This window comes from Sphingopyxis sp. DBS4 (genome assembly GCF_024628865.1).
GTDB lineage: Bacteria > Pseudomonadota > Alphaproteobacteria > Sphingomonadales > Sphingomonadaceae > Sphingopyxis.
The window spans coordinates 4,272,104-4,297,023 of sequence record NZ_CP102384.1; the positions used below are offsets into that span (position 1 = coordinate 4,272,104).

The 24,920-nt window shown below is 65.4% G+C and carries 16 protein-coding genes; 7 read left to right on the forward strand and 9 right to left on the reverse strand.

Annotated elements, in window-relative coordinates; translation table 11 throughout:
- Nucleotides 1-3: 3 nt before the first annotated feature.
- From NP825_RS20475 to ribA, 3 genes are all read left to right on the forward strand, one after another.
- On the forward strand, nt 4-645 hold the full coding sequence (locus tag NP825_RS20475; RefSeq protein WP_257547182.1) for an outer membrane lipoprotein carrier protein LolA: 642 nt from the start codon (nt 4-6) through the stop codon (nt 643-645).
- Nucleotides 646-1,164: 519 nt separating this feature from the next.
- Nucleotides 1,165-1,953 (forward strand): exodeoxyribonuclease III, encoded by a 789-nt coding sequence (locus NP825_RS20480; RefSeq protein WP_257547184.1) that lies wholly within the window; start codon nt 1,165-1,167, stop codon nt 1,951-1,953.
- Nucleotides 1,954-1,970: 17 nt separating this feature from the next.
- A complete protein-coding gene (gene ribA / locus NP825_RS20485; protein ID WP_257551573.1) occupies nt 1,971-3,017 on the forward strand; it encodes a GTP cyclohydrolase II in 1,047 nt (348 codons plus the stop codon).
- A gap of 187 nt (nt 3,018-3,204) precedes the next feature.
- On the opposite strand, the gene NP825_RS20490 is transcribed toward ribA, so the two are convergent.
- The 3 genes from NP825_RS20490 to NP825_RS20500 all read right to left on the reverse strand — a co-directional run bounded on the left by NP825_RS20490 (nt 3,205) and on the right by NP825_RS20500 (nt 5,724).
- Nucleotides 3,205-4,011 carry a LytTR family DNA-binding domain-containing protein gene (locus tag NP825_RS20490; RefSeq protein WP_257547186.1) on the reverse strand — a complete coding sequence of 269 codons (807 nt, stop codon included), beginning with the start codon at nt 4,009-4,011 and terminating at the stop codon, nt 3,205-3,207.
- The gene (locus NP825_RS20495; protein ID WP_257551575.1) at nt 4,008-5,132 is read right to left on the reverse strand and encodes a sensor histidine kinase; all 1,125 of its coding nucleotides are present in this window, start codon (nt 5,130-5,132) and stop codon (nt 4,008-4,010) included. The genes NP825_RS20490 and NP825_RS20495 overlap by 4 nt, the downstream gene beginning before the upstream one ends.
- 82 nt (nt 5,133-5,214) lie before the next feature.
- Nucleotides 5,215-5,724 (reverse strand): helix-turn-helix domain-containing protein, encoded by a 510-nt coding sequence (locus NP825_RS20500; protein WP_257547189.1) that lies wholly within the window; start codon nt 5,722-5,724, stop codon nt 5,215-5,217.
- Nucleotides 5,725-5,852: 128 nt separating this feature from the next.
- Between NP825_RS20500 and NP825_RS20505 the strand changes: the two genes are divergently transcribed.
- Both NP825_RS20505 and NP825_RS20510 read left to right on the forward strand, forming a co-directional pair.
- Nucleotides 5,853-6,161 carry a hypothetical protein gene (locus NP825_RS20505; RefSeq protein ID WP_257547191.1) on the forward strand — a complete coding sequence of 103 codons (309 nt, stop codon included), beginning with the start codon at nt 5,853-5,855 and terminating at the stop codon, nt 6,159-6,161.
- 201 nt (nt 6,162-6,362) lie between these two features.
- A complete protein-coding gene (locus NP825_RS20510) occupies nt 6,363-8,456 on the forward strand; it encodes a bifunctional (p)ppGpp synthetase/guanosine-3',5'-bis(diphosphate) 3'-pyrophosphohydrolase (RefSeq protein ID WP_257547193.1) in 2,094 nt (697 codons plus the stop codon).
- Nucleotides 8,457-8,699: 243 nt separating this feature from the next.
- On the opposite strand, the gene NP825_RS20515 is transcribed toward NP825_RS20510, so the two are convergent.
- The 5 genes from NP825_RS20515 to gdhA are packed head-to-tail and all read right to left on the reverse strand — an operon-like array spanning nt 8,700 to nt 19,784.
- Entirely contained in the window at nt 8,700-13,004 is a 4,305-nt protein-coding gene (locus tag NP825_RS20515) for a hypothetical protein (RefSeq protein WP_257547195.1), read from the reverse strand.
- Nucleotides 13,005-13,007: 3 nt separating this feature from the next.
- Nucleotides 13,008-14,948 carry a hypothetical protein gene (locus NP825_RS20520; RefSeq protein ID WP_257547197.1) on the reverse strand — a complete coding sequence of 647 codons (1,941 nt, stop codon included), beginning with the start codon at nt 14,946-14,948 and terminating at the stop codon, nt 13,008-13,010.
- Nucleotides 14,949-16,937, reverse strand: coding sequence for a heme-binding protein (locus tag NP825_RS20525; RefSeq protein ID WP_257547199.1), 1,989 nt, complete (start codon nt 16,935-16,937; stop codon nt 14,949-14,951). It lies immediately after the preceding gene.
- Between the two features lie 6 nt (nt 16,938-16,943).
- On the reverse strand, nt 16,944-18,380 hold the full coding sequence (locus NP825_RS20530; RefSeq protein WP_257547201.1) for a cytochrome c family protein: 1,437 nt from the start codon (nt 18,378-18,380) through the stop codon (nt 16,944-16,946).
- A gap of 48 nt (nt 18,381-18,428) precedes the next feature.
- Nucleotides 18,429-19,784 (reverse strand): NADP-specific glutamate dehydrogenase, encoded by a 1,356-nt coding sequence (gene gdhA, locus NP825_RS20535; RefSeq protein ID WP_257547203.1) that lies wholly within the window; start codon nt 19,782-19,784, stop codon nt 18,429-18,431.
- Between the two features lie 170 nt (nt 19,785-19,954).
- Here gdhA and NP825_RS20540 point away from each other — a divergent pair, with 170 nt between their 5' ends.
- Complete coding sequence (locus tag NP825_RS20540) at nt 19,955-20,893, forward strand: tetratricopeptide repeat protein (protein WP_257547205.1); 939 nt, start codon at nt 19,955-19,957, stop codon at nt 20,891-20,893.
- A 330-nt stretch (nt 20,894-21,223) separates the two neighbouring features.
- On the opposite strand, the gene putA is transcribed toward NP825_RS20540, so the two are convergent.
- Nucleotides 21,224-24,316, reverse strand: coding sequence for a bifunctional proline dehydrogenase/L-glutamate gamma-semialdehyde dehydrogenase PutA (putA, locus tag NP825_RS20545; protein WP_257547207.1), 3,093 nt, complete (start codon nt 24,314-24,316; stop codon nt 21,224-21,226).
- Between the two features lie 98 nt (nt 24,317-24,414).
- Here putA and NP825_RS20550 point away from each other — a divergent pair, with 98 nt between their 5' ends.
- On the forward strand, nt 24,415-24,885 hold the full coding sequence (locus NP825_RS20550) for an Lrp/AsnC family transcriptional regulator (protein ID WP_257547210.1): 471 nt from the start codon (nt 24,415-24,417) through the stop codon (nt 24,883-24,885).
- Nucleotides 24,886-24,920: the final 35 nt, after the last annotated feature.

The following is a 24,920-nucleotide window of genomic DNA, read 5'->3' on the forward strand; positions in this document are numbered from 1 at the left end:
AGTATGATCTTCAAGACACTTTCAACCCGCGCCGCCGCCTGGACGCTGACGCCGCTCGCTGCGGCAGGCCTCGCGGTCGCCGCCCCCGCCATTGCCCAGTCGGCGAACGCGCTGGCGTCGGTGCAGGCGCATCTCAAGTCGACGAGTTCGATGACCGCCGATTTCGTCCAGACCGACCGCAACGGCCAGCGGCTGACCGGCAAGCTGACGCTGAAGCGCCCCGGCAAGATCCGCTTCCAGTATCAGAAAGATGTGCCGCTGCTGATCGTCGGCGACGGCAGCCGCCTGACGATGATCGATTATCAGGTGAAGCAGGTGCAGAGCTGGCCGGTCAAGAATTCGCCGCTCGGCGCGCTGCTCGACCCCGACCGCGACCTGTCGAAATATGCCAAGGTGCTGCCCACCGGCAGCGGCGACGTGCTGAGCGTCGAGGTCAAGGACCCGAAACGCCCCGAATATGGCACGATCACCATGGTGTTCGTCCGCGACGGGGCGTCGCCGGCGGGGCTTCGCCTGCGCGGCTGGGTGGCGCTCGATTCGCAGAACAACCGCACGCGCATCGACCTCAGCAACCAGAAGTTCAACGTCGCGGTCGCCGATTCGGCGTTCAAATGGACCGACCCGCGCCCACGCAAGCGCAAGTGATCGCCGGGCCATCGACGAACGGCCTTCCCTGACCGACGAACGACGGCGAAGCGGCGCTTGTTCAGCTTGGCGACAGGGAAAGGCGGCTATTTCAACTCTCGAAGGCGCCAACGGGTCTCCGGTTTTTGGGTTTCCCCCTGTTGCCCCATCCGGATCGCCCGGTGTCTTCATTCAAGAGCGTGACGAACGCTGACCTTGAACCCCCGTTCCACCGCCCCTGGAACGGGGGTTTATGATTCCCGCACCGACAAGCCGAGCATCCCGGTGCATGAATATGCAACCCGAGGGCAGGTGTCGCCTTTGGGGTGGGGAGCGGCCATTCCCCATCTTCGTCATTCCCGCGAAAGCGGGAACCCAGTGTGGGGTTAGCCGACGCACGCTCTGGGTCCCCGCTTTCGCGGGGATGACAAAGTTAGGAGAGGCCGGGCGTCCGCAACCGCTCGCTAGCCGCCGGTGCGACCTCGCATTTGCGCGGCGGCGCCATTGCGAACCGCATCCGGCCTCGATAGAGCCGACGGCATGACAAGCATCGCGTCCTGGAACATCAACAGCGTCCGCGCACGAATCGGCATCGTCGAAAAATTCCTGCGCGAAGAAGCCCCCGACATCCTCTGCCTGCAGGAGACGAAGGTCGAATGCGGCCTGTTCCCCAAGGGCATGTTCGAGCAGCTCGGCTATACCCATATCGTCACCAACGGTCAGCGGATGCACCATGGCGTCGCGATCGTCAGCAGGCTGCCGCTGACCGACGTCCGCAAATATGACTGGCAGGCGAACGGCGAGGCGCGGCATATCGGCGTCACGCTGCCGTCGGGGGTCCGGCTCGACAATGTCTATATCCCCGCGGGCGGCGACATCCCCGACCGCACCCTCAACCCCAAATTCGGCCAGAAGCTCGATTTCTTCGGCCGCATGACCGACTGGTCGCGCGCGCTCGTCGATACGCCGACCATCCTGACCGGCGACTTCAACGTCGCCCCGCTCGAAAGCGACGTCTGGAACCACAAGGCGCTGCTCGACGTCGTCAGCCACACGCCGATCGAGGTCGAAACGCTCGCACGATTGCAGGCGGCGTCGGACTGGGTCGACCTCGGCCGCCATTTCGTTGCGGCGCCGACGCCGCTCTATACCTGGTGGAGCTACCGCGCGAAGGATTGGGAAGCGTCGAACCGTGGCCGCCGGCTCGATCATATGTGGGCGACCCCCGACCTGGCCCCGAAAGCGGTTTCGCACCGGGTGGTGCAGCCGGCGCGGAGCTGGGAGCGGCCGTCGGACCATATTCCGCTAGTGACGGAGTTTGCCATTTGAGCGATGCGCTAAAGGACATGGGCGCCCGGAGAGCCGCGCGCGCGATCGATGCGCTGCGCCGGGGCTGGCCGTTCCGCGTGATCGCGACCGAAGGCGCGCTCGACCTGATCGCGGTCGAAAGCGCGCGCGATCCAGCGCTGGCGGCGTTCGACAGCCATGACGTGCTGATCTCGGGCGAGCGCGCGGTGACGCTGAAGCTCACCAACCAGCGCGCAGCGGCGACGCCGGGGCCGGTGCGGCTTTCCGATGCCGCCGATAGCGTCGCCGCAGCACTCGCCATCGCCGACCCCGCGCTCGATCTTGCACATCCGCTGAAAGGCCCGTTCCGCACCGTGCCTACCGGCGGCGAGACCGCCGCAGCGGCCGCGATGACGATGGCGCGGCACGCGGGGCTGCTCCCCGCCTTCTTCGTGCGCGCAGCGTCAGGCGAGGCCGAAACCGAAGCCAGCGCCGACGACGTCGCCGCGCTGCTCGACCCGGCACGGCTCGAAATCGCGGCGCGGGCGCGCTTGCCCGTCGAGGCGAGCGAAAGCGCCGAGATCGTCGCCTTTCGCAGCCCCGAGGAAGCCTCGGACCATGTCGCGCTGATCATCGGCAAGCGCGACGGCCAGCCGCCGGTCGTGCGGCTGCACAGCGAATGCCTGACCGGCGATGTACTCGGCAGCCTCAAATGCGATTGCGGACCGCAGCTCCACGCCGCGCTCCACGCGATGGCCGACGCGCCGTGGGGGGTGCTGCTTTATTTGCGGCAGGAGGGGCGCGGGATCGGGCTGGTCAACAAGCTGCGCGCCTATGCGCTGCAGGATCAGGGATATGACACGGTCGACGCCAATCTGCGGCTCGGCTTTCCGGTCGAGGCGCGCGATTTCGCGATCGCCGGACGAATGCTGGAATTGCTGGGCATCCCGCGCATCCGGCTGATGACGAACAATCCCGAAAAGGTCGCGCGGCTGGAGAAGGAAGGCGTCGCGGTGATCGAACGCATCCCGCTCGCGCTGCCGACGAACCCGCATAACGAGCACTATCTCGCCACGAAGCGCGACCGGACGGGGCACCAGCTTTAATCGCGAAGTTGCGATTTTGGCTCGCACAAAGCCACGAAGCCACAAAGAGGCCCTCTCATCCCGTTCGTGCTGAGCTTGTCGAAGCACTGCTCTTTTTCACCATCGAATGAAAGAACGGCCCTTCGACAGGCTCAGGGCGAACGGTGTTTGGAATTCTTTGTGGCTTCGTGGCTTCGTGCGAGTCCAATCAATGCACGAAGCGCGCGACCACATCCCGATAGCTGCGGCTGACCTTCACCTGCGCGCCCGAACCCAAAACGAGAAAGCATTCGCCGTTGGTGTGCGGCTTGACCTGCTTGACCTGTGACAGGTTGACGATCGTCGAGCGGTGGACGCGCTGGAAGTTGCGCGGGTCGAGCCGCTTTTCCAGATCCTTCATCGTCTCGCGCAGGATCAGACTGTTGTCGGCGGTATAGATGCACATATAGTCGCCCGCGGCGTCGATCCGCTCGATGCTGTCGACGTCGACGCGGAAAATCTGGCCGCGATCCTTGATGTTGATCATCTTCTCATAGCGGTCGGCGGCGGGGGCTTCGGCGGCGGTTTCGGCGTCATATTCCTCGACCGCGTCGGGGGCGACCTCGGCGAGCACGGTCTTCAATCGCTCGACCTCGGCAACGCCGCGCTTTTCGGCCAGTCGCTGGCGTACGCGGTCGAGCGCGTCGGCGAGCCGTTCGGGTTCGACCGGCTTGACCAGATAGTCGACCGCCTGCGCCTCGAAGGCGCGGATCGCGTGGTCCGAATAAGCGGTGACGAAGACGACGAGCGGCGGCTCGACCTCCATCAATCCCTGGATGACCGAAAAGCCGTCGAACCCCGGCATCTGGATGTCGAGGAAGACGAGGTCGGGTTTGTGGGTCTTGATCTTTCGGATGGCCTCGCGGCCGTTCTGGGCGGTGTCGACGATTTCGACATCTCCGTGCGCTTCGAGCCGCAGTTGCAGGCCCTGGGTCGCCAATTTTTCATCATCCACCAGGATGGTTCTGATCGTCATGTGCGTTCGGTTCCAATCGTCACTTGTCCGTCGGGCTGGAACGGAATCTCGATAATAACCGTGAAGCCGCCATCGGCGCCCGACTGCACCTCGAACCGTTGCTGATCGCCATAAGCCTGCGCCAGCCGGTCCCTGATATTGGCTAAACCCACACCGGTCGATTCCGTTGCAGCGCCCGTGGTGGGATCGACCGCCCCCTCTGACAATCCCGACCCCGTGTCGGACACGGTAATCCGAACCTTTTCACCGGCAAGCTGAGCCGAGAGCGTGATATCGGCGCCCTCCTCCTGCGGAGTGACGGCATATTTGATCGCATTCTCGATCAGCGGCTGGAGCAGCAGCGACGGCAGCCGCGCGCGCTGCGCGGCGGGATCGATGTTGAAGTGCGGGCGCAGCCGGTCCTCGAAGCGCATCTTCTCGATATCGAGGTAGAGCTTCAGCGTCTCGACCTCCTGCGCCAGCGTCACCTGCGCGGTCGGCTCGTTGGCGAGCGTGTAGCGCAGGAAAGCCGACAGGCGTGAGAGCATCGCGTTCGCGGGTTCGGACTGTTTGAGCAATACCAGCGTCGAGATGCTGTTCAGCGTGTTGAACAGGAAATGCGGATTGAGCTGATAGCGCAGCATCGCGAGCTGCGCCGAGGCGGCCTGCGCCTCGAGCCGCAGCATCCGGTCGTTCTGCTCCTCGAGCTGGAGGAAATAGTTGATCGCGAAATAGAGCGCCGACCAGGCGCCGAGCGAGGTCGCGTCGATATAGATCGCGCCGAGCAGCAGGCTGGTGAAGCCCGCTTCGCTCGCCGGATTCTGGATCTGCGAGACCCACGCGTCGATGAACGCCCAGAGCATCGTCGCCAGCCCCGCGAGGCCGAAGCTGACGCCCCACATCAGGATCGGACGCCGACTGATCAGGGCACGATAGCAGACCGACAGGATCAGCGTCAGCGAAAAGCCGGTGATCGCCGAAATCACCTGCGGGATGAGAAAGGTGAGGGATTGGCCGTTGGCGAGTCCCGACACCCCGCGCAGGCCGAGCCAAGCGGCCCAGCCCAGGAACTGGAGGTTCCAGAACGCCCGCACCTTGTTGCCGAAAAAGGGGCCGGGCGAGGAAAATCCGAACAGCGGCATCGACGCCGGCCGCGATGCTGGCTGGCTCGCCATCGTCAGCCTCCGGGGATTGAAATGCGAAGCGTGCGCGCGGCGCCGGGGGTCATTCGGCCGCGACCGGAGCCATCCGTACGCGCGCCTGTCCGAGCGGCTGCAGCTCCGAGCGATGCTTCCACACCAGCTCGCCATAGCCGAGCGGCCGGCCGTCGTGCGCGGTGATCGTCACCGGGCCGATCGGCTGCTCGTCGGTCGTGTCGACGAGCACCGGGGTCGATGCCACGCCGGCGCCCCATTTTTCGCCCCACTGGCGCAGCGCGATCATCGCGGGCAGCAGTTCGACGCCCTTCTGCGTAAGCTGATAAAGCACCTTGCGACGATCCTCGGCCATCACCTCGCGCTCCATGATGCCATGGTCGACGAGTTTCGACAGCCGGTTCGACAATATGTTGCGCGCGATGCTGAGCTCCTGCTGGAACTCCTCGAAATGATGGACGCCGTTGAAGGCGGCGCGAAGGATCATGAACGACCAGCGCTCGCCCATCGCCTCGAGCGCGAGCGGCAGCGCGCAATTATTGCCGTAAATGTCGTTCAACGGTTCGCGTAATTTTCCCATGAGCCTAGCACTAACGTAAAATCGCCCCCCGCACAAAAAATATATGGCGTCCGTTGCAATTTGCAACTCATGTCCTACATCGCATCGTGCAACGCTTTGCGCTGCCCAGGAAAACAGGAGGACTCCCCATGTCGAAGCTTTCAACAGCGGCGTTTGCGCTGCCCTTTCTCGCTGCCGCTTTTGCGCCGGTTGCCGCCGGCGCGGCGAGCAGCGCCTATTATCGCGCCGAACTCGCCAATCCGGCACCGAAGGCCAAATTCGTCGCGCGCGATGTCGTATGGGCCTGCGAGGGCGCCAGTTGCGTTGCCGGCCGCGGGACGAGCCGCCCGCTGATCATGTGCGCGAGCCTCGCCCGCGCAGCCGGCGAAGTGAAGAGCTTCACGGTCGACGGCGCGGCGATCACGGCCGAAGACCTCGCGCGCTGCAACGGCAAATAGCCGTCCGGTCGGGCGCTTCTCCCCTCTTTCTCTCGCCCGGACCATTGGAAGGCCGCCCGCTCCCTGGAGTCGGCGGCCTTTTCGATGCAGGCGACCACGAACGATGCTTCTAGCAGGCTTTGTCAAAATTGCGGGGGTTCGCGAAGACGCGACAGCAAATTTCGCATTGCAATTAAGTCCGCATGAACGACATTGATAGCGATGCTGAGGCAATATGAACTTGTCGAGCGCGTGCGCGCTTATGATCCCGACGTCGACGAGGGGCTACTCAATCGCGCCTATGTCTTCACCGTGCAGAAGCACGGCAGCCAGAAACGCGCCTCGGGCGACCCCTATTTCAGCCATCCGGTCGAGGTCGCGGGCATTTTGACCGATCTTCACCTCGACAGCGAGACGATCGTCACCGCGCTGCTCCACGACACGCTGGAAGACACGCTGACGACGCCCGAGGAGATCGAGCGGCTGTTCGGCAGCGACGTCGGCCGCCTCGTCGACGGCGTCACCAAATTGAGCAAGATCGAGGCGCAGACCGAAAACGAGCGCGCGGCCGAGAATCTGCGCAAATTCCTGCTCGCCATGTCCGACGACATCCGCGTGCTGCTGGTCAAGCTCGCCGACCGGCTGCACAATATGCGGACGCTGCATTTCATCAAGAATCCCGACAAGCGCCGCCGCATCGCCAGGGAGACGATGGACATCTATGCCCCGCTCGCCGAACGGATCGGCATGTATGAATATATGCGCGAGATGCAGCTCCTCGCCTTTCGCGAGCTCGAGCCCGAGGCCTATGCGACGATCACCGGCCGCCTCGCCAAGCTGACCGCGGGGGGCAAGGATCAGGTCGCCGCGATCAGCCGCGATTTCAAGGAATTGCTCGCGAAACACGGGATCGAGGCCGAGGTGTCGGGGCGCGAGAAGCATCCCTATTCGATCTGGCGCAAGATGCAGGAACGCCACGTCAGCTTCGAGCAGGTGACCGACATCATCGCCTTTCGCATCGTCACCCCGACGACCGCCGACTGCTATGCCGCGCTGGGGCTGATCCACGGCAAGTGGAAGATGGTGCCGGGGCGCTTCAAGGATTATATCTCGACCCCCAAGCGCAACGGCTACAAGTCGCTGCACACGACGATCATGCACCAGCAGAATATGCGGATCGAGATCCAGATCCGCAGCCTGGACATGCACCAGCAGTCCGAGTTCGGGCTGGCGGCGCATTGGGCCTATAAACAGGGCGGCGCGGCGCCCGACGGACAGGCGGGGTGGATTCGCGACCTGCTCGAAATCCTCGAACAGACGCACGATCCCGACGAGTTCCTCGAGAATACGCGCATCGCGATGTATCAGGACCGCATCTTCGCCTTCACCCCGAAGGGAAGTCTGCATCAGCTCCCCAAGGGCGCAACGCCGGTCGATTTCGCTTATGCCGTCCATACCGGGCTGGGCGACCGCACCGTCGGGGCCAAAGTCAACGGCCGGCTGGTGCCGCTGCGCACCCAGCTTGCGAACGGCGACACGGTCGAGATATTGTCCTCCGACAAGCAGACGCCGCAGCCTGCCTGGCTGGGCTTCGCGGTCACCGGCAAGGCCCGCGCCGCGATCCGCCGCCACGTCCGTTCGAAGGAGAAGGTCGAACTCGCCGCGCTCGGGCGCAAGATGTACGACGAGATCGCCCGCCGCCTGCCGAACAAGGTCGGCGACAAGGCGCGCGCCGCGGCGCTGACGCGGCTGAAGATCGAAGACGACAGCGCGCTCTATGTCGCGATCGCCAAGCAGCGCGTGTCGGACAATGCGCTGCTCGAGGCGCTGGTCCCCGGCATCACCGCCGACATGAAGAGCAAGCCCGGCAAGCTCGTCCAGGGCGCCGCGGTGTCGATCGCGGGGCTGACGCCGGGGGTCGCCTATCAACTCGCTGACTGCTGCCACCCGGTGCCCGGCGACCGCATCGTCGGCCTGTCGCGCCCCGGCGAGGGGATCGAGGTGCATGTCATCGACTGCCCGAGCCTTGCCGACGGAGTCGATGCCGACTGGATCGACCTTCGCTGGCAGGAGGATAGCGAAGGCGGCAACGCGCGCCTTTGCGTCGTCATCCTCAACGAGCCCGGAACGCTCGCCGAAATGTCGGGCATCCTCGCCGCCAATTCGGCGAACATCACCAATTTGCGGCTGTCGAACCGCGAAGGCGATTTCCACACCTATGACGTCGTCGTCGAGGTGCGCGACGTCCAGCATGTGATGCGCATCCTGTCGGCACTGCGCGCGTCGGACAGCGTGGTGCAGGCGGAGCGGCTTTAGGCGGTCAAAGCGGTCGGTTTTGAGGTGGGGAGCGGACACTCCCCACCTTCGTCATTCCCGCGAAAGCGGGAACCCAGAGCGTGCGTAGGCTGATCCCACACTGGGTTCCCGCTTTCGCGGGAATGACGAAGTTATATTATCGAATGTCGTCTATCGGTCGATTGCAGACCCCCGTTATCCCGGATCAATTCCGGGATAACGATGTAAGATAGGCCGACTTCAGCCCGTTAGCTGCCGTCACCTTCAGTTCGGATAAGCCAGCGGCGGGCGCCACGCGCTCTGGTCGACCGCATCGCTGACCTTGTAGACCAGCCCCTTGCTGTTCAGGAAGAATTTCTCCATCTCGCTGCGCGTGAAGGGGCGCGAGCCGACGCGGCCGAAGATCGCGATCTGGCCGCCGGTCTCGTCGACCGCGCGGTCGCGGTCGAGGCCCTTCGACAGCGCGAGCGCCGGCGACGGGGTCTTCGCCCAGGCGATCAGCTCGGGGGTCGGTTTCGGCGAGAAGCCGTAGAGGCCCGGATTGTCGGGACTGGTGAGCTGGAGCACCTTGATGCCGTTCCGCCCGTCGGCGACATAGGCGAAGAGCGAGGCGTTGGTCGATCCGACGATCACATCCTCGGCATCGTTCATCGCGCCGCCAAAGGTCAGTCCCGGCCAGACGATCGGCGCCGCGGGGCGCGTCACGTCGACGATGACGAGCCCGTCCTGCTTCGCCGCGACATACATATAGGTGCGCGCGACATAGATTTTCCGCGCATCGGCAAGCCGCACCGCCCCGCTCGGCACCGGCACCGGCCGGTCCATATGGGTGATGTCGAACAGGCTGACGCCCTCGGCATCGGTGACCCAGAGGTAGCGGAACTGCACCGCGCTGGCGCGCGCGTCGCTCAGCGGCAATTGCGCCGTGACCTTGGGCTCCAGCGGGGTCGAGAGGTCGACGACGACGAGCCCGGCGTCGGTGGTGATATAGGCATAATCGCCCGCGAGCGTGACGTGCCGCGCCCCGGCAAGGACATTGTCGGGGTTCCAGGTCAGCGCCCGCGTCAGCCGGTTGTTGCGGAATTCGCCGTCGGCCATCGTGTCGATGTCGACGAGGATCAGACCTTCGACGCTGTCGGTGATCACCGCGTAGCGATAGAGCGGGTGCAGCGCCTGCTCGTGATTCTCGGGGAAATTCTTCCGGATATTGTCGTTGCGTTCCATGCTGATCGGCTGGTTGGTGCCGATCGCCATGCAGGTCGCGTTCGTGGTCTTGACGTGCGTGTCGTGGCCGAGCGGCGAGAAGGGCGCGCGGACGATGCGTTCGGAGAAGCCCTTGTTGCCGACCGAGGCGACGTCATAGACGCGGAAGCCACCCTTGCCCTCCGCCACGAACATATATTCGCCGCGCTGCTGGAGGCAGTTCACCCGGCCGCTCGTCCCCTGAACGATGTTGCGGAATTCCTCGAGCGACTTGCTTTCGCCCGACACTTTCTTGTCGAACGTCTTGCCGCGCACCCAATTCTTGAGCTCGCGCCCGTTCTGGTTGACGTGCAGGTTCCAATAGTCGGGATAGGCATATTTCTGCAGATAACTGCCGATCACCGCCTGCGGCTCTTCCCATTCGGTGACGCGGGTCGCCTGGAAGCTGTCCTCCTGCCCCGACCAGACGTTGAGGCCGACGAAATTGACGAAATTGGTGCCCATCAACATGAGCTGCGACATGATCGCATTATTGTCGTCGGCCGCCGACAGATGGCAGTCGGTGCACTGCTTGGTTTCCTGGCGGCGCACCGTGTGCGGGAAATGCGGCGCGAACGCCTGGCTCGAGAAGCCCGCGGCCGAGATCGGCGGTTGCTGCACATAGATGCGTTCGCGGTTGATGTTGGTCGAGGACAATATCAGCGCCGAGGAGGATCGGACCGGGGTGATGATGCCGCGCGGATTGCCGTCCGCGTCGGGTTCGCCAGGCTTGGTGAGCATGTGCCGGCCGAGCTGGAACATCTCGTCGCGCGCCACTTGCGGATTGTAGGTCGCGAAGTTGCGCGTCTCCTCGCCCTCGAAATGATGCATCTTGGTCTTCCAGTTCGCCTCGATCGGCAAATGGCAACCGCCGCAACTCGTCGTCCACGACAGGTGGCAGGTGAAGCAGGTCATGCGGTCGTCGCCGTGCGCGCGATCCTCCTTCGGAACTCCCGGCCCCCAGGCGAAGCTGCCGTCGTCGGCGCCCGACCGCGACATCAGCTTGGCGCGCGCCGCCTTGGCGTTGAAATGCGGCCCCGGCGTCACCGACTGCTTGACGAGACTGACCTGCCATTCGAGCTTCGGATCGACGATCGAGCGCTGGATCAGCCCGGTGACCTCGCCATCGTCATTATACTGGAATTCGAAGCGCCGACGGCCGTCCATGTTGCGCAGCAGCGCCAGATTGGTGCCCTGCGGCCGCGCCGCGACGTTCGAGGTGAGCAGATTCGGATAGGCATCGGCGGTGCCGTGGCAGTCCTTGCAGCTGATCTCGATCGCGTTCGCGACCTCGCCCTGGATATAGCCGTTGCCGTGCGCGTCCTGCGCGAAGTGGCAGTCGGCGCACTGCATCCCCTTTTCGGCATGGATGTCCATCATATGGACGGTCTTGCCGGGGTTGAGGCCGGGGGGCACGAACTTGCCCTCGACCCCCGGCTTGCCGGGATCGGCGCTCGACAGGCAAAGTTCGCGCTCCTTCGCGCCCTCATAATGGTCGCAGCTCTTGCGCCATTTCTCGGGATCCTTGGGATCGACGATATGCGCGGTGTCGGTGCCGTAGGTCGACATATTGCCGTCGGCGTCGAGCAGATTGCCGTTCCGATCGCGCTTGAAGATGCCGCGAAAGTTCCAGCCGTGGCCGTGATAGTCGGCAAACTGGGTGTTCTGGTTGGTGTCGTTGATGTCGTAGACGTCGCGCAGGAACTCGACGTTCGACCACAGGCCGCGCGGATTCGCGCCCTCGGGATTGCGTTCGAGCGCCTGGTGAACCTCGGCCGCGGTCGGATAATGCTGCTGCTTGTAGGTCTTCTGATACTCCTCGTCGCTCATCCCCGGCGGGCGCGGCGCTGTGTTGTTCGGTCCCGGCCACATCTGCGGCGCGTCGGATTCATAATCCCACATCGTGTAGCCGAGGTAGGAGTTCAGGAAGATGTTCGGCTGGTGCATGTGGCAGGTCATGCACTGGGAGGTCGGGATCGCGCGGGTGAAGGCGTGGCCGATCGGATGCCCCGATTCGAGCCTTTCCCTGACCGGCTTCACCTGCGGTCCGGCCGCCGCGGCGGCGGGATCGACGAGCGCGCCATGCTCGCTGGCGTCGGGCGCGTGACTTCCGGCGGCGTCGTGGCCGCCGCCGTGTCCGTCCGCATCGGGCTTCCACTTGCGCTCCGCGATCGTCGGATCGACCGTCGCGGTCTCGCCGTCGCGGCCATATTGCGCATAGATCAGGCTGTGCCGCGGCTCGCGGTCGTTGGCGTAGATGACATGGCACCCGGCGCAGCCCGAATGGCGATAGTCGCCCGGCTGGTCGTTGGTGCCCATGAACCACATATAGGGGTCGTTGAGGCGGGTCTTGTGGAGGTTGAGGATCGCGATCGCGACGCGCAGCCCGGTGCCGGGACCGCGGTTCGACTGCTTGAGGTCGGGGCGTCCCGGTTCCTCGAGCCGCTGGATGCTGCCGGTCGGGTTGGGCAGGCCGATTTCGGAGAATTGGGTGCCGATGTTGCGCCCGCCGCGCTCGAAGACGCGGAAGACGTCGCTCGGCGGGGTGACGTTCCAGCGCGGCAGCGGATAGACTTTGGCGAGCGCGCCGCGCTTCTTTTCGGCATCGGTCAATATCTTGTCGAAGCCGAAGGCCGGATCGCACGCCTGCTTATATTGTTCGGCGGTCAGCCGCGACGAGGGTGAGAGCAGGCACGCCGCCTTGCCGTCGCGCGTATAAGCCTCGCCGAAGATCGAATTCTTGAACGGGACAATGCCGTTGTTATAGGCGCCGCCCGCCCAGAACATCGCCGCGGTCGACATCAGCGAGCGCTCGGCCGCCTCGATCACCTCGAGGTGGCAGGACCCGCACGCCTCGCGCGCGACGCGATAGTCGCTCGGGTTGACGAAGCGGATGAACTCGGGGGCTTCCTTGTTGAGCAAGGTATAGCTTCGCTTGGGGTTCGCCGGACTGTCGCCCCATGCGCCGGGCAGCGTCGGCTGCGGATGCGCGACCTTCTTGGCCGCGAGATTATAGGGGCTGTCGTAACCGAGTTCGGGCTTGCCGAACGCGGCGGGCGAGGTCGAATCGCCGCCGTGGCAATCGGTGCAGCCGAGCCGCACCGCCGGGGATTTGTGCATCGTCGGCAGGTCGGTGCGGACGTGGCAGCTATAGCAGCCCTCCGACTTCGTCTGCATGTCCGCCTCGCTCTGCTCCTTGGGCGCGGGCGGAGTGAAGCGATAGGTCACCTGGACCGGCTTTTCCTCTTCGGAGGCGCGGACGCCTTGCGCGCCGACCGCCGCCATCATCAGCACGAAGGCAAGAAGGGCGAAGAGCTTGCGCGCCATGGTCTAAAAACTCACGATCAGGTTGGCGAGGATCGAGACATAGGCCTTGTCGCGTTCCTTGTTGTCGAACAAATCCTTGAACCCCTTGCCGGGCAGAAGAACCGCGGCGCTGAGGCGGCCGACGATATTCTGCGTCGCCTTCGGCCGCCAGATGCTGGCGATCGAGAGGTCCCAGCCGATATCCTTGGGAATCGAGCCCTCGACGCGCAGATTCTGGAGCACCTTCGTATTGTCGAACCAGAGGTGGTTGGCGTTGACGCTGACGCGCATCTGCGGCGACAGGTCGAAATCGCCGCCCGCCCCGACGAAGACGGTGCCGGGGTTGTTGAAGTTCGACTGCCCCTCTTCCTTCGACGAGCGCAGCGAGTTCAATATGCCGTTGCGGCCGTTGATCGAGATGACGCGTCCGCCGCCCGCGAAGGGGATCGTCTGCCTGATCCAGTAGCTGGTGTCGGCGCCGCCGAAGATTGGATTCTCGAAGATCGCGTCGAAGCCGCCCTCGGTATTATTATAGGGATCACGGTCGCCGCTGGCGTAGAGACCCGAGAGGCGGAAGCGCATCCAGTCGTGATCGTAACTGAGTTCGGCGGCGGCGAAGCCGGCACGGATCTTCGCAGGTTTGTCGGTAAAGAAGCTGTTCCGGTCCTCGCCCAGCGCGGCGTAGAGACTGGCGGTGACGTTGATCCGCCCGATCCGCCCGTCGGCGCTGTAGCCCAGATAAGTGACGTCATATTCGCGCCCGCGCAGCGTCCCCAGCAAGGCCGGCCGCACCGGAAAGCCGTTGTGGTCGATCTGCACGTCATTCTTTTCGCGGTTCATATTATAGGTCACGCTGACCTGGCTGGTCAGCCCGACGAACGGGAAATCCTGGCGATAGAGGTTGGCGGTGAAGATGAAATCGTCGCGCGGCGTCTGGGTGATGTCGTTGAGGCCGCTGTTGGTGTCCTTTTCCAGCCGCCAGAAGGCCGCGACATTATATTGGAAGCGGTTGTTGTCGCGGTTCCCGAACAGGCGGACGCCGAGCTGGCTGTCGTTGAACAGGAAACCGCGGAAGTCGCTCTGGAACGGCTGAATGCCGATACGGATCGAGTGGAAGTCATAGCGGTCGCTGTCGTTGCCGAGATGCTTGTCGATGAAGGCTTCCTGCACGCCGATGAAATGATCGAAGCGATGGCTCTTCTTCGAAGGGCGCACGTCGAGGACGCGCCGTTCGGGCACGTCGACATAATTGGCGTTATAGGCAAGCGTCAGGCGATATTCGACATCGGGCGGCTTGTAGGCAGTGTTGCCCTTGATCAGCGCGACCCCGCCGATGAACGTCTGCGACAGCACGAAGCTGCGATTCTTGCCGAAGACGTCGAGGCTGCCCGGCCGTGACGTCGTCTGGACGCCGACCGGAATCGGGAAGGTGCGCGGTTCGAACACCGTGTCCGAGATCGCGTTGAGGACGAAGAACCAGTCGTCGCCGTTGATCGGCAGCCATTTGACCTTGCTGCGATCGATCGGCCGGTCGCCCTTCAGCGTATTCTGGTGATAGGGATCGAACCAGCGTTCCTTGACCACCCCCAGGCTTTCGATCAGGCGCCAGCGGTCGGGGATCGGAAGCTGGTCCTCGATTCCCGGAAAGGCCTGCGGCGGCGGTGGACGCAGCGCGCCGACATTGTCCTGCGTCAACTGGTCGGGAAGGTCGGGGGTATAGCCGGGGCGGCGGCGGCCCTCGATGATCTGGGTGACGAGATCGTCATTGACCATCAGCTGCCAGTCGACCGGCGGCGGGGGCGGGGTCAGTTCCTCGGCCGGCGGCTGGTCGGCAGGCGCAGTAGCGGCGCCTTGGTCGGTCGCGGGCGGATCGGCGGCGGGCGGCGGCGGCGGCACTTCAGCCGCGGGCGCGCCCTGCGCCGCGAGCGTCGCGATAATCGGCCAAAGGCTGACTTCGATGCTCATCTACAGCCCGTCGCAGACATTTTGCTTCGACGTGTCGAGGAACGGCGCGAAGGGGCAACTGACATAGCGCAGGCGCACCTTTGTATTGTCCGCCAGCGTCACGACGACCGTATCGGTGCGGATATCCTTCGGCGCATTGCCGATGGCGCCGGGGCCGCTGAAACGCGCGCCGCCATTGTGCGCGCCGAGGAAGCTGATCATGTCGTCCTGATCGATGCCGTCACCCGACACGCCGATCCCGCCGACGAGCTGATTGCCGCGATAGATGGGCACCGATCCGGGGAAGATCTGGATGCCGTTCTGCAGCCGGTTCTGCCCCGGCCGGGCGTCGGGCAGGGTCGTGCAGCGCGCCGGCGTGTCGGCGTTCTTGTTCTGCAAGAAGCCGACATGCTGGCCGATGTTGCCGATGATCAGCGCCGATTGCAGCCCGGTCGAAAAGGGATTGAACTGCGCGATCGGGCGCGAGAAGGGACCGTTCGGACGGCCGACCTCGCCATCGGGGAAATAGGGCCGCGACAGATTGCCGCCCGCGCGGTCGGGAAAGGCGAGCGTGCCGGTCAGCACCGTCTGGTCGTTCAGGAAACTGCGCACCGCGGTGACGAACTGGCGGATGTCGGCGCTCGCATTGGCGCTGAGCTCCGCTCCCGCCTGCGCGTTCGAGAAGAAAGCGGCCGTGCGCGCCTTCTGCAAGGACACGTCGGAGCCGAAGATCGGCGCATCGGGCGCGCGAACGATACCGAGCGGGGTGCCGAAGGTATCAACGACGCTGATCGTCACCTGCGCGCGGCTGTCGAGCGGCTTGCGGATCTGCGCGCGCGCGCGGCTCATCACCGTGAACGCTTCCTCGAGCAGCGCGCGCACCTCGGCGGCGGTGAGCGGGGCGCTGTTCGCGGCGCCGTCGGTGCCGGCGCGGATCGGGTAGCGGTTTGCGCCGCTGCCGTCGGTGAAGACGAAAGCGTCGCGGTTCGCGAATTCGGCGGTGGTCGAGGCGCGGACGCCCGACGCCTCGCTGCCATAGGCGGCCCCAGCGCTGATCGCGGCATTGGCATAGCCGGGGACCGCGACGAGATTGCCCGCGGTGCCGTTCAGCGACGCGAAGCTCGCGCCGCCGCTCGATTTCAGCCCCGCGGCGGTCGCGTCGGAAAAGCGCAGGCTGGTTCCGTCGACGCTGATCTTGTCGGCGGTGATCGCCGCCGGCGCTTCGAACCCGCGCGTGCCCGCGAGCGCGATAAATTCCTCGGCATCGTCATCGACGTCGAGGATATTGGTGTCGAGGCCATAGACCCCGTCGCCCATCACCCCGACCGCGCCAACGAGCACGCCATTCTTGTAGAGCGGCAGCCCGCCGGGATCGGCGGCGAGGCCGAGTGGCGAGCGTTTCGGCCCGATCATCGCCGCCGCACCGGCCGCGCCGAAGCGCGACGAGAAATCGCTGCACGGAAGCTGGCTGAACTGCACGCCGAACAAGGGCCCGCTTTCGAGGCCGACGGTGGTCGGCGCGGGCGGGAAATGCTGCTGGACGATCTGGCTCGCGGTACGGGTCGAAAAGGCGTTGCCGCCGCTCGACAGGTAAGCGCCGGTGATCGCCTTGGCGATCGCGCCGCCCTCGGCGGGGAAGGTGACGTTCTGCGCGTCCATATTGACGCCGTTCGGCGCCGGCGCGGTCGTCGCGGTCGCGCGCGCGCCGGTCATGCGGAAAACGCCAAGGACGTTGCCGACGCGGTCGGTCACCGCGATCACCGACGGCAGACCGCGCGCCTGCGCTTCCGAAATCGCGTTGGCGAGCACCGTCTGCACCTCGGCGACGCTCAGCGATTCGGCGGCGGGCGGCGTATAGAGCCCGCCCGTGGGGGTGGGCGTGGGGGTCGGGGTGGGCGTCGGCGTGGGGGTCGGCGTGCCGCCGCCTCCGCCTCCACCGCACGAGGCAAGAAGAAGCGAGCCGATCGCGGCAAAGGCCGCCGAACGGAAGAGATGGGATTTGCTTTGCATATCGCTTTACCGCAGCGCCCGGATCGCGCCGACCGCGCTGCCGAACGAGGTCTGGAAATCGGTGGGTTTATAGAGGTTGGGGTCCTTGACCGACGTATAGGCGCGGTCGATGTCGGCCCGGATTCCGGCTGCGGCGCCGACCGTGACCCGGCCCGATGAGACCATCGCGTTGAGCAAGGTGTCGATCCCCATCACCGCCTGCTGCGATCCCGTATAGTCGGTGAAGCGGTCGGCGGACGCCTTTGCCGCGATCGCATCGACCAGCGTGAAGGCGTCGGCGCCCGAGAAACCGCGCGATGCGAAGGCGCTCTTGAGCGCCGACACGGTCTGGCCGAGTTCGGCCGCGGCGGCGACCGCACTCGCGCGGTCGATGGTCATCGCCTTGTGGAACGCCGCGGTGCGCGCCGCAAGCTGCTCGGCAAGCGCGGGCGCGGCGACGCGCGCGGCGGCCGCCAGCATGATCAGATTCTCGTCATTATAGGGCGGCATGCCTTCGGGAAGCGCGGCACGGCCGGGATTGTCGACGCTGGTCTTCACCGGCTTCGCCTGGTCGTAGATGCGACGGTGGCAGCTATGGCAGTCGAGGAAATAGAATTCGGGGAACATCCCCTCGGTCCCGCGCCGCGACTGGAAGAGCGACAGGCTGCGTTCGAGCGCGGTCGCCTGTCCCACCGCCCACATCTGGACATGGTCGGTGCGCGCATTGGCGGCGCCGAACTTGCGCCAGCCATAATCACTGTCTTCGTGATGATGCGCCTGGAGCGAAGAAAAGAGATCGAGCTCGAACGAGATGCGCGGATGGCCCGCCGCCATGATGCGGTGGGTGACGAACTGCCCCTCGCCCGCCGCGCCGAAGTGGCAATCGACGCAGACGCCCGCGCGCACCACCGGATCCTCGAGCTTGCGAAGCCCCGCGCGCAGGTTGGCGAGATGCTTTTCGCGCATTTCGCGGTCGGGGTCGGCGGTGGCGGCGATCCCGGCATAATGGCTGGCGATCCAGCCGCCCGCCGGGCCGTGGCACGATTCGCAGCCGACGCCGTCCTCGGCCGGCACCGCGCGCGCCGTCCCCGCGGTGCTGTGGCAGCCGAGGCACATCGGCGCCCTTGCCGGATCGCCGATGCCGAGATTGCGCGCGATGAACTGGCTGCGGCTGCCCTGCAGCACCGCCCAGGCACGGCTATGCGCGCCGCCGGGAGTTGAGGGCTCCTGCCATTTCATCAACTCGTCCTGGCGGACGACAGTGCCGTCGCCTTCCATCCGGCCGTGGCAGGTCGATCCGGCGCAGGAGGCCACCCCGACATAGCGCGCGCCGCCCTCGCCTTGCGAACGCGCAGGCGGGGCGGAGACGAGCGCCGCGACGATCAACGCGAGCAAAAGAAGCGCGAGCGCACCCATGGCCGCCCATGGTCGCTCGCCGCGCCTCGCTATCGCGTCGGTCGTCATGCCCTGTGTCCCCTTTTCCCGCCTGACGCTTTTGCGCCTAGACTCTGATCACACAACCCCGAAAGCGAGCATCGCGTCGGCAACCTTCTTGAAACCCGCGATATTCGCGCCCTTCACATAATCGATATAGCCGTCGCCGCGATCGCCATAGGTCAGACAGCTCTTGTGGATGCCGTCCATGATGTCCTTGAGCATCTGCTGCAGCTCGCCCTCGCTCCACGCGCGGCGGCCGCTGTTCTGGCTCATTTCGAGGCCCGACACCGCGACGCCGCCGGCATTGGCGGCCTTGCCCGGCGCAAACATGATCTTCGCGTCGCGGAAGTGATGCGCGCCTTCGAGGTTGGTCGGCATGTTGGCGCCCTCGCTGACCGCGATGCAGCCGTTGGCGACGAGCGTCTTGGCATCCGCGCCGAGCAGCTCGTTCTGCGTCGCGCACGGCAGCGCGACGTCGCACGGGACGCCCCACGGCGTCTTGCCGGCGGTGAAGCTCGCGCTCTTGAACTCGGCGCAATAATCCTCGATCCGGCCGCGGCGGTGCGTCTTGTGCGCCTTCACCCAGTCGATCTTGTCCTGGGTGATGCCGTCGGGATCGTGGATGAAGCCCCCCGAATCGGACAGGGTGAGCACCTTGCCGCCCAATTGGACGATCTTTTCGGCGGCGTGGGTCGCGACATTGCCCGAGCCCGAGATGACCGCGCTCTTGCCGACGAGATCCTGCCCCTTGGCGGCGAGCATGTTGGCGAGGAAATAGACCGCGCCATAGCCCGTCGCCTCGGTGCGGATCAGCGAGCCGCCCCATTCGAGGCCCTTGCCGGTCAGCACCCCGGTGAATTCGTTGGTGATGCGCTTGTACTGACCGAACATATAGCCGATCTCGCGCCCGCCGACGCCGATGTCGCCCGCGGGAACGTCGATGTCGGCGCCGATGTGGCGATAAAGCTCGGTCATGAAACTCTGGCAGAAGCGCATGATCTCGCGCACGCTCTTGCCCTTGGGGTTGAAGTTCGACCCGCCCTTGCCGCCGCCCATCGGCAGGCCGGTGAGCGCATTCTTGAACGTCTGTTCGAACGCCAGGAATTTGAGGACGCTTTCGGTCACCGACGGGTGAAAGCGGATGCCGCCCTTATAGGGGCCGATGGCATTGTTGTTCTGGACGCGCCAGCCGCGCTGGACGCGGATATTGCCGTTATCATCCTCCCAACAGACGCGGAAGGAGACGACCCGGTCGGGTTCGGCGATGCGCCGCAATATCTGCTGCGCGTGATATTCTTCCTTGTCGGCGATGAAATCGAAAATGTCCTCGGACACTTCCTGAACCGCCTGAACGAACTCGGGTTGCCCCGGGTTGCGCCGCTTCACGCCTTCCATGAACGTCGAAAAGTCGACATGATCCGAAACTGCCATGCACCCCTCCCCCTATTGCCTGGGAAAATCGGCGCGACCCCACTGACGATTTTATCGTTGACCGACCTCGCGGGTGAAAGGCTACACCATCGCGAAGCAAAGGCAAGACGCGAGCGCAGGGCGGCGATGTTTTTCGGCGCGCCGCCGGGTGGGCAAGGACGGGGACAAAGATGAACGAGAGCAAGAAGATGGCGGGAGGGCTCGGCGGGGTCAATCGGGCGATATTGATCGCCGCCTTCCTGTTGCTGGCGGGGGCGGTAGGCTATGCAATCTGGCGCGATTCCGCCGCTTCCACGCCGCCGGCGCCGGTCGGCGCCACCGCATCCCCCGACGACCAGCTCGCCGCGCTCGAAGCGCGCACGACGCGCGAACCGAACAGCGCCGCGGCGTGGACGGCGCTCGGCGCGGCCCGGTTCGACATGAGTGATTATCCCGGCGCTGCCGCCGCTTACGAGAAGGCGACGGCGCTTTCGCCCGAGTCGGCGGGACTGTGGTCGGCGCTCGGCGAAGCGCGCGTGATGGCAAGCGCGCGCGATCCGATGCCCGCAGCGGCGCTCGAAGCCTTCGACAAGGCGATCGCGCTCGATGCGAAGGATCCGCGTGCGCGCTATTTCCTCGCGGTCAAGAAGGACATCGGCGGCGACCACAAGGGCGCGATCGAGGACTGGTTCGCGTTGCTCGCCGACACGCCGCAGGGCGCGCCGTGGGAAGCGGATCTCCGCCGCACGATCGAACAGGTCGCGGCGATCCACAAGATCGACGTCGGCGCGCGGCTGATGAACACGCAGGCGCGGCCGCTGAAGCCCGAGGAGATGCCGGTCGCGGCACGCGCCATCCCCGGCCCGAGCCGCGCCGACATGGAAGCCGCCTCGCAGCTTCCCAAGGGCCAGCAGGACGCGATGATCGAAGGCATGGTGAGCGGATTGGAAGCCAAGCTGAAGGCCGATCCGGCGAATGTCGACCGCTGGATCATGCTGATGCGCAGCCGCATGACGCTGGGCGAAACCGCGAAGGCCGCGCAGGCGCTGAAGGACGGCATCGCTGCCAATCCGGACGCCGCCACGCGGCTGAAGGCGCAGGCGCAGATGCTGGGAGTCCCGGGGGCATGATTGCCGTTGGCGAATAACTCCAAAACGGTTATAACCACCGCGCTGCTGGGGGAACCATATAAGAGGTCGCCGTGGCACACGCCGCGAGACGCTTCGGGCGTATCGCCTGGGACAGCCGTCCACTCTGTATCGGGCCTCGCGGTCTTTGGAAAATCCTACCGCTCCATCGGCGGATTTTCGACCGGCGCGTGATTGAACCTTGAGCCAAACACAAATGTGTCCCCGCGAAGGCGGGGATCCATCTCCGACCGGTTCAAACTGGCACCGAACGGAGATGGGCTCCCGCCTTCGCGGGCGCACGGGGCTTTTTCAATTGAAGTCGATCACACCCTAACCCGCCATCAGCGCCGCATTGCCGCCCGCGGCGGTGATGTCGGTCGAGATCGACTTTTCCTCGGCGAAGCGGTGGAGGTAATGCGGGCCGCCCGCCTTCGGCCCCGTTCCCGACAGGCCGCGACCGCCGAACGGCTGCGAGCCGACGATCGCGCCGATCTGGTTGCGGTTGACATAGACGTTGCCGACCTCAGCCCGCGCCGCGATATGCGCTGCAACCCCGTCGATGCGCGTATGAACGCCGAGCGTCAGGCCATAGCCCGAGGCGTTGATCGCATCGATCAGCGCGTCGAGTTCGCCGCCCTTCCACGTCGCGACATGCAGCACCGGGCCGAAGATTTCGCGCTTCAGATCGGTGACATGGTCGAGGCGGATCATCACCGGCGGCACGAAATGACCGTCCGCTGGGAGGTTCGTTCGTCCCGCCTCGGCGATCACCCGGCCCGCCGCGCGCGCCTCGGCGACATAGGCGGCGATATTGGCGCGTGCTTCCGCGTCGATGATCGGGCCGACATCGGTCGCGAGGAGCGCGGGATCGCCCACGTTCAGCTCGGCCATCGCGCCCGCGACCATCGCGATCATCGTGTCGGCGACATCTTCCTGCACGCAGAGGAGACGGAGCGCCGAACAGCGCTGGCCCGCCGACTGGAAGGCCGAGGCGACCGCGTCGCGCGCGACCTGTTCGGGGAGTGCGGTCGAATCGACGATCATCGCGTTGGCACCGCCGGTCTCGGCGATCAGCGTCGCGATCGGGCCGTCGCGCCCGGCGAGGCTGCGGTTGATCGCGCGCGCGACTTCGGTCGAGCCGGTGAAGGCGACGCCGATGATGGCGTCATGGCTCGTCAGCGCCGCGCCCACGGTCTCGCCGCGACCTGGCAGATAGTGGAGCACGTCGCCAGGAACGCCTGCTTCGAGCAGCAGCTCGATCGCGGCGTGCGCGATGAGCGGGGTCTGCTCGGCGGGCTTGGCGAGCACCGCGTTGCCCGCCGCAAGCGCCGCCGACACCTGGCCGAGGAAGATGGCGAGCGGGAAGTTCCACGGGCTGATGGCGACGAAGACGCCCTTGCCTTCGAGGATCAGTTCGTTGCGTTCGCCCGTTGGGCCGGGAAGCGCGATGGGGTAAGTGAAGTCGGCGCGCGCCTGCGCGGCGTAATAGCGCAGGAAGTCGGCCGCCTCGCGCACCTCGGCGATGGCGTCGACGAGCGTCTTGCCGGCTTCGTCGATCGCGAGCCCGAGGAAGAAGGCGTCGCACTCTTCAAGCAGGTCGGCGGCGCGTTCGAGCCGTTCGGCGCGGAAGGCGCCCCCGGCGAGGCTCCAGTCGCTCTGCGCCTTGCGCGCCGCTGCAACGGCGGCATCGACCGCCTTCGCATCGGCCTCGATCACCTGCCCGACGATGGCGCCGGTCGCGGGATTGCGGACCGGCTCGTGCTGGCCGCCCAGTACCGCGCCGCCGACGATCGGCGCCGCGACCAGATCGCCGCGTCGCGCCTTGGCGATGGCGGCAACCAGACCCTCGGGCACACCAGGATCGCCTAGGTCATAGCCGCGCGAGTTGCGCCGAGCGGGATCGAAAAGCTGAAGGCCGGTGGGAATTTTCGACGATGAGCTCGCGATGCTGCGCGGATCGACCGCCAGTTCCTCGGCAGTCACGTCGGGGTCGGAGAATTGATGGACGAAGCTGCTGTTCGCGCCGTTTTCGAGCAGGCGGCGAACGAGATAGGCGAGCAGGTCGCGGTGCGTGCCGACCGGGGCATAGACGCGCACCGGGCGCGGCGGCGGCGACAGCAGGGTGATCGCGTCATGCGCGCCTTCGCCCATGCCGTGGAGCCGCTGCAGCTCGTAATCGGCGCCCGCGAACAGTTCGGCGACGAAGGCGAGCGTCATCGCATTGTGGCTGGCGAAGGCGGGGAAGATGCAATCCTGCGCCTCGCGCAATATCTGCGCGCACTGCATGTAGTTGAGATCGGTATGGTTTTTCGCGGTGAACACCGGAAAATCGCCGAGGCCGAGCGTTTGCGCGCGCTTGATTTCGGTATCCCAATAGGCGCCCTTGACGAGCCGCATCGACAGCTTGACGCCGCGCTGGCGCGCGCGATCGGCGACCCAGCGGATCACCTCCGGCGCGCGCTTCTGATAGGCCTGGATGACGATGCCGAGCCCGGTCCAGCCGTCGGCGATCCCGGCGTCGATCAGCGCGCCATAGACGTCCATATGCGGTTCGAGCCGGTCGCTTTCCTCGGCATCGATCATCAGCGGGATGTTGACGTCACGCGCGGCGCGGGCGAGCTCGATCACGCGCGGGATCAGCTCCTCGCGGACGCGCTGCCCTTGCAGATACTCGTAGCGCGGGTGGAGCGCCGACAGCTTGATCGAGATGCCGTGGTTGGCGAAGGGGTCGCCCGCCTTTGCCTTGCGGCCGATGCGCGCGATCGCATTCGCATAGCTGTCGTAATAGCGCGCCGCGTCCTCAGCCGTGCGCGCCGCCTCGCCGAGCATGTCGAAGCTTGCCAGTTCCGATTTGTCCTTGTCGGCGCGCTTGACCGCGGCGTCGATGGTCTCGCCCATCACGAACTGCTGGCCGAGCATCTTCATCGCCGCGAGCGCCGCCTGGCGGATCACCGGCTCGCCCGAGCGGCGGATCATCGCCTTGAGCAGGGTCAGCGGATTCGCCTTGCTGCCGAGCGCATCGAGCATCAGCGTCGCCGACCCCAGCGACAGTCCCCGCGCCGAGAGCGCGACGATCAGCGGGCTGTCCTCATCCTCGCCTTCTTTCCAGTGGCGCCCGGCGATCTTGTCGCGGATCAGCGCGTTGGCGGTCGCGCTGTCGGGGACGCGGAGCAGCGCCTCGGCGAGGCACATCAGCACGACGCCTTCCTCGGTCGACAGGCGGTAGCGGTTCATGAGCTGCGCGACGAGCGTCTCGCGGTCGCCCTCGGCCTTCGCCTTGCGGATCAGCGCGAGCCCGCGCGCGGTGGTCGCGGCGACTGTGGCAGGCGAACGCGCGAGATCGGCGCGCAGATCGGCGACGATGTCGGTTTCGGAGCGGCGGGCGAGGGCGCGGAGCGCGGCGCGGTCGGAGGGCTGGGTCATGCCACTGCCATAGCATATCCGGTACAGTCGATCTGACTTCATATATGTTTTCAGATTTATATTTTGACCAAATTATTTATCTATCTTAGTCTGATTATATGAAAATTGATCGATCCGTAGTCGAACTGGATGAGTTCGACCGCAAGATATTGAGCATATTGGGGCGCGACGGGCGGATCACCTACACCGACCTCGCGCAGCGCGTCGGGCTATCGAAGACACCGTGCCAGCAGCGGGTCAAGCGGCTGGTCGCGAGCGGCCTGATCACCGGCTTTCGCGCGATCGTCGATCCTGCAAAGGTCGGGCTCGACCATGTCGCCTTCGCCGAAGTGAAATTGTCCGATACCCGTGAGGAAGCGTTACGGCAGTTCAACGCGGCGGTGCGACAGATCGCCGAGGTCGAGGAATGCCATATGATCGCAAGCAGCTTCGACTATCTGCTCAAGGTCCGCACCCCCGACATCCGTCGCTATCGCATCGTGCTCGGCGAGAAGATTTCGAGCCTGCCGCATGTCGCGAGCACCTCGACCTTCGTCGCGATGGAGACGATCCTGGAGTCGGCGCGCTGAACCGCGGTAAGAAGGCTCTTACCTCGTCATCCCGG

Bases quoted from the DNA above. Each gene is read 5' to 3' on its own strand.
- NP825_RS20500 (WP_257547189.1), bottom strand. From the start codon at position 5,724: ATGGGAAAATTACGCGAACCGTTGAACGACATTTACGGCAATAATTGC.
- NP825_RS20510 (WP_257547193.1), top strand. From the start codon at position 6,363: ATGCTGAGGCAATATGAACTTGTCGAGCGCGTGCGCGCTTATGATCCC.
- NP825_RS20505 (WP_257547191.1), top strand. From the start codon at position 5,853: ATGTCGAAGCTTTCAACAGCGGCGTTTGCGCTGCCCTTTCTCGCTGCC.
- NP825_RS20480 (WP_257547184.1), top strand. From the start codon at position 1,165: ATGACAAGCATCGCGTCCTGGAACATCAACAGCGTCCGCGCACGAATC.
- NP825_RS20495 (WP_257551575.1), bottom strand. From the start codon at position 5,132: ATGCCGCTGTTCGGATTTTCCTCGCCCGGCCCCTTTTTCGGCAACAAG.
- NP825_RS20540 (WP_257547205.1), top strand. From the start codon at position 19,955: ATGAACGAGAGCAAGAAGATGGCGGGAGGGCTCGGCGGGGTCAATCGG.
- NP825_RS20515 (WP_257547195.1), bottom strand. From the start codon at position 13,004: ATGGCGCGCAAGCTCTTCGCCCTTCTTGCCTTCGTGCTGATGATGGCG.
- ribA (WP_257551573.1), top strand. From the start codon at position 1,971: ATGGGCGCCCGGAGAGCCGCGCGCGCGATCGATGCGCTGCGCCGGGGC.
- gdhA (WP_257547203.1), bottom strand. From the start codon at position 19,784: ATGGCAGTTTCGGATCATGTCGACTTTTCGACGTTCATGGAAGGCGTG.
- NP825_RS20490 (WP_257547186.1), bottom strand. From the start codon at position 4,011: ATGACGATCAGAACCATCCTGGTGGATGATGAAAAATTGGCGACCCAG.
- putA (WP_257547207.1), bottom strand. From the start codon at position 24,316: ATGACCCAGCCCTCCGACCGCGCCGCGCTCCGCGCCCTCGCCCGCCGC.
- NP825_RS20525 (WP_257547199.1), bottom strand. From the start codon at position 16,937: ATGCAAAGCAAATCCCATCTCTTCCGTTCGGCGGCCTTTGCCGCGATC.
- NP825_RS20520 (WP_257547197.1), bottom strand. From the start codon at position 14,948: ATGAGCATCGAAGTCAGCCTTTGGCCGATTATCGCGACGCTCGCGGCG.
- NP825_RS20530 (WP_257547201.1), bottom strand. From the start codon at position 18,380: ATGACGACCGACGCGATAGCGAGGCGCGGCGAGCGACCATGGGCGGCC.
- NP825_RS20550 (WP_257547210.1), top strand. From the start codon at position 24,415: ATGAAAATTGATCGATCCGTAGTCGAACTGGATGAGTTCGACCGCAAG.
- NP825_RS20475 (WP_257547182.1), top strand. From the start codon at position 4: ATGATCTTCAAGACACTTTCAACCCGCGCCGCCGCCTGGACGCTGACG.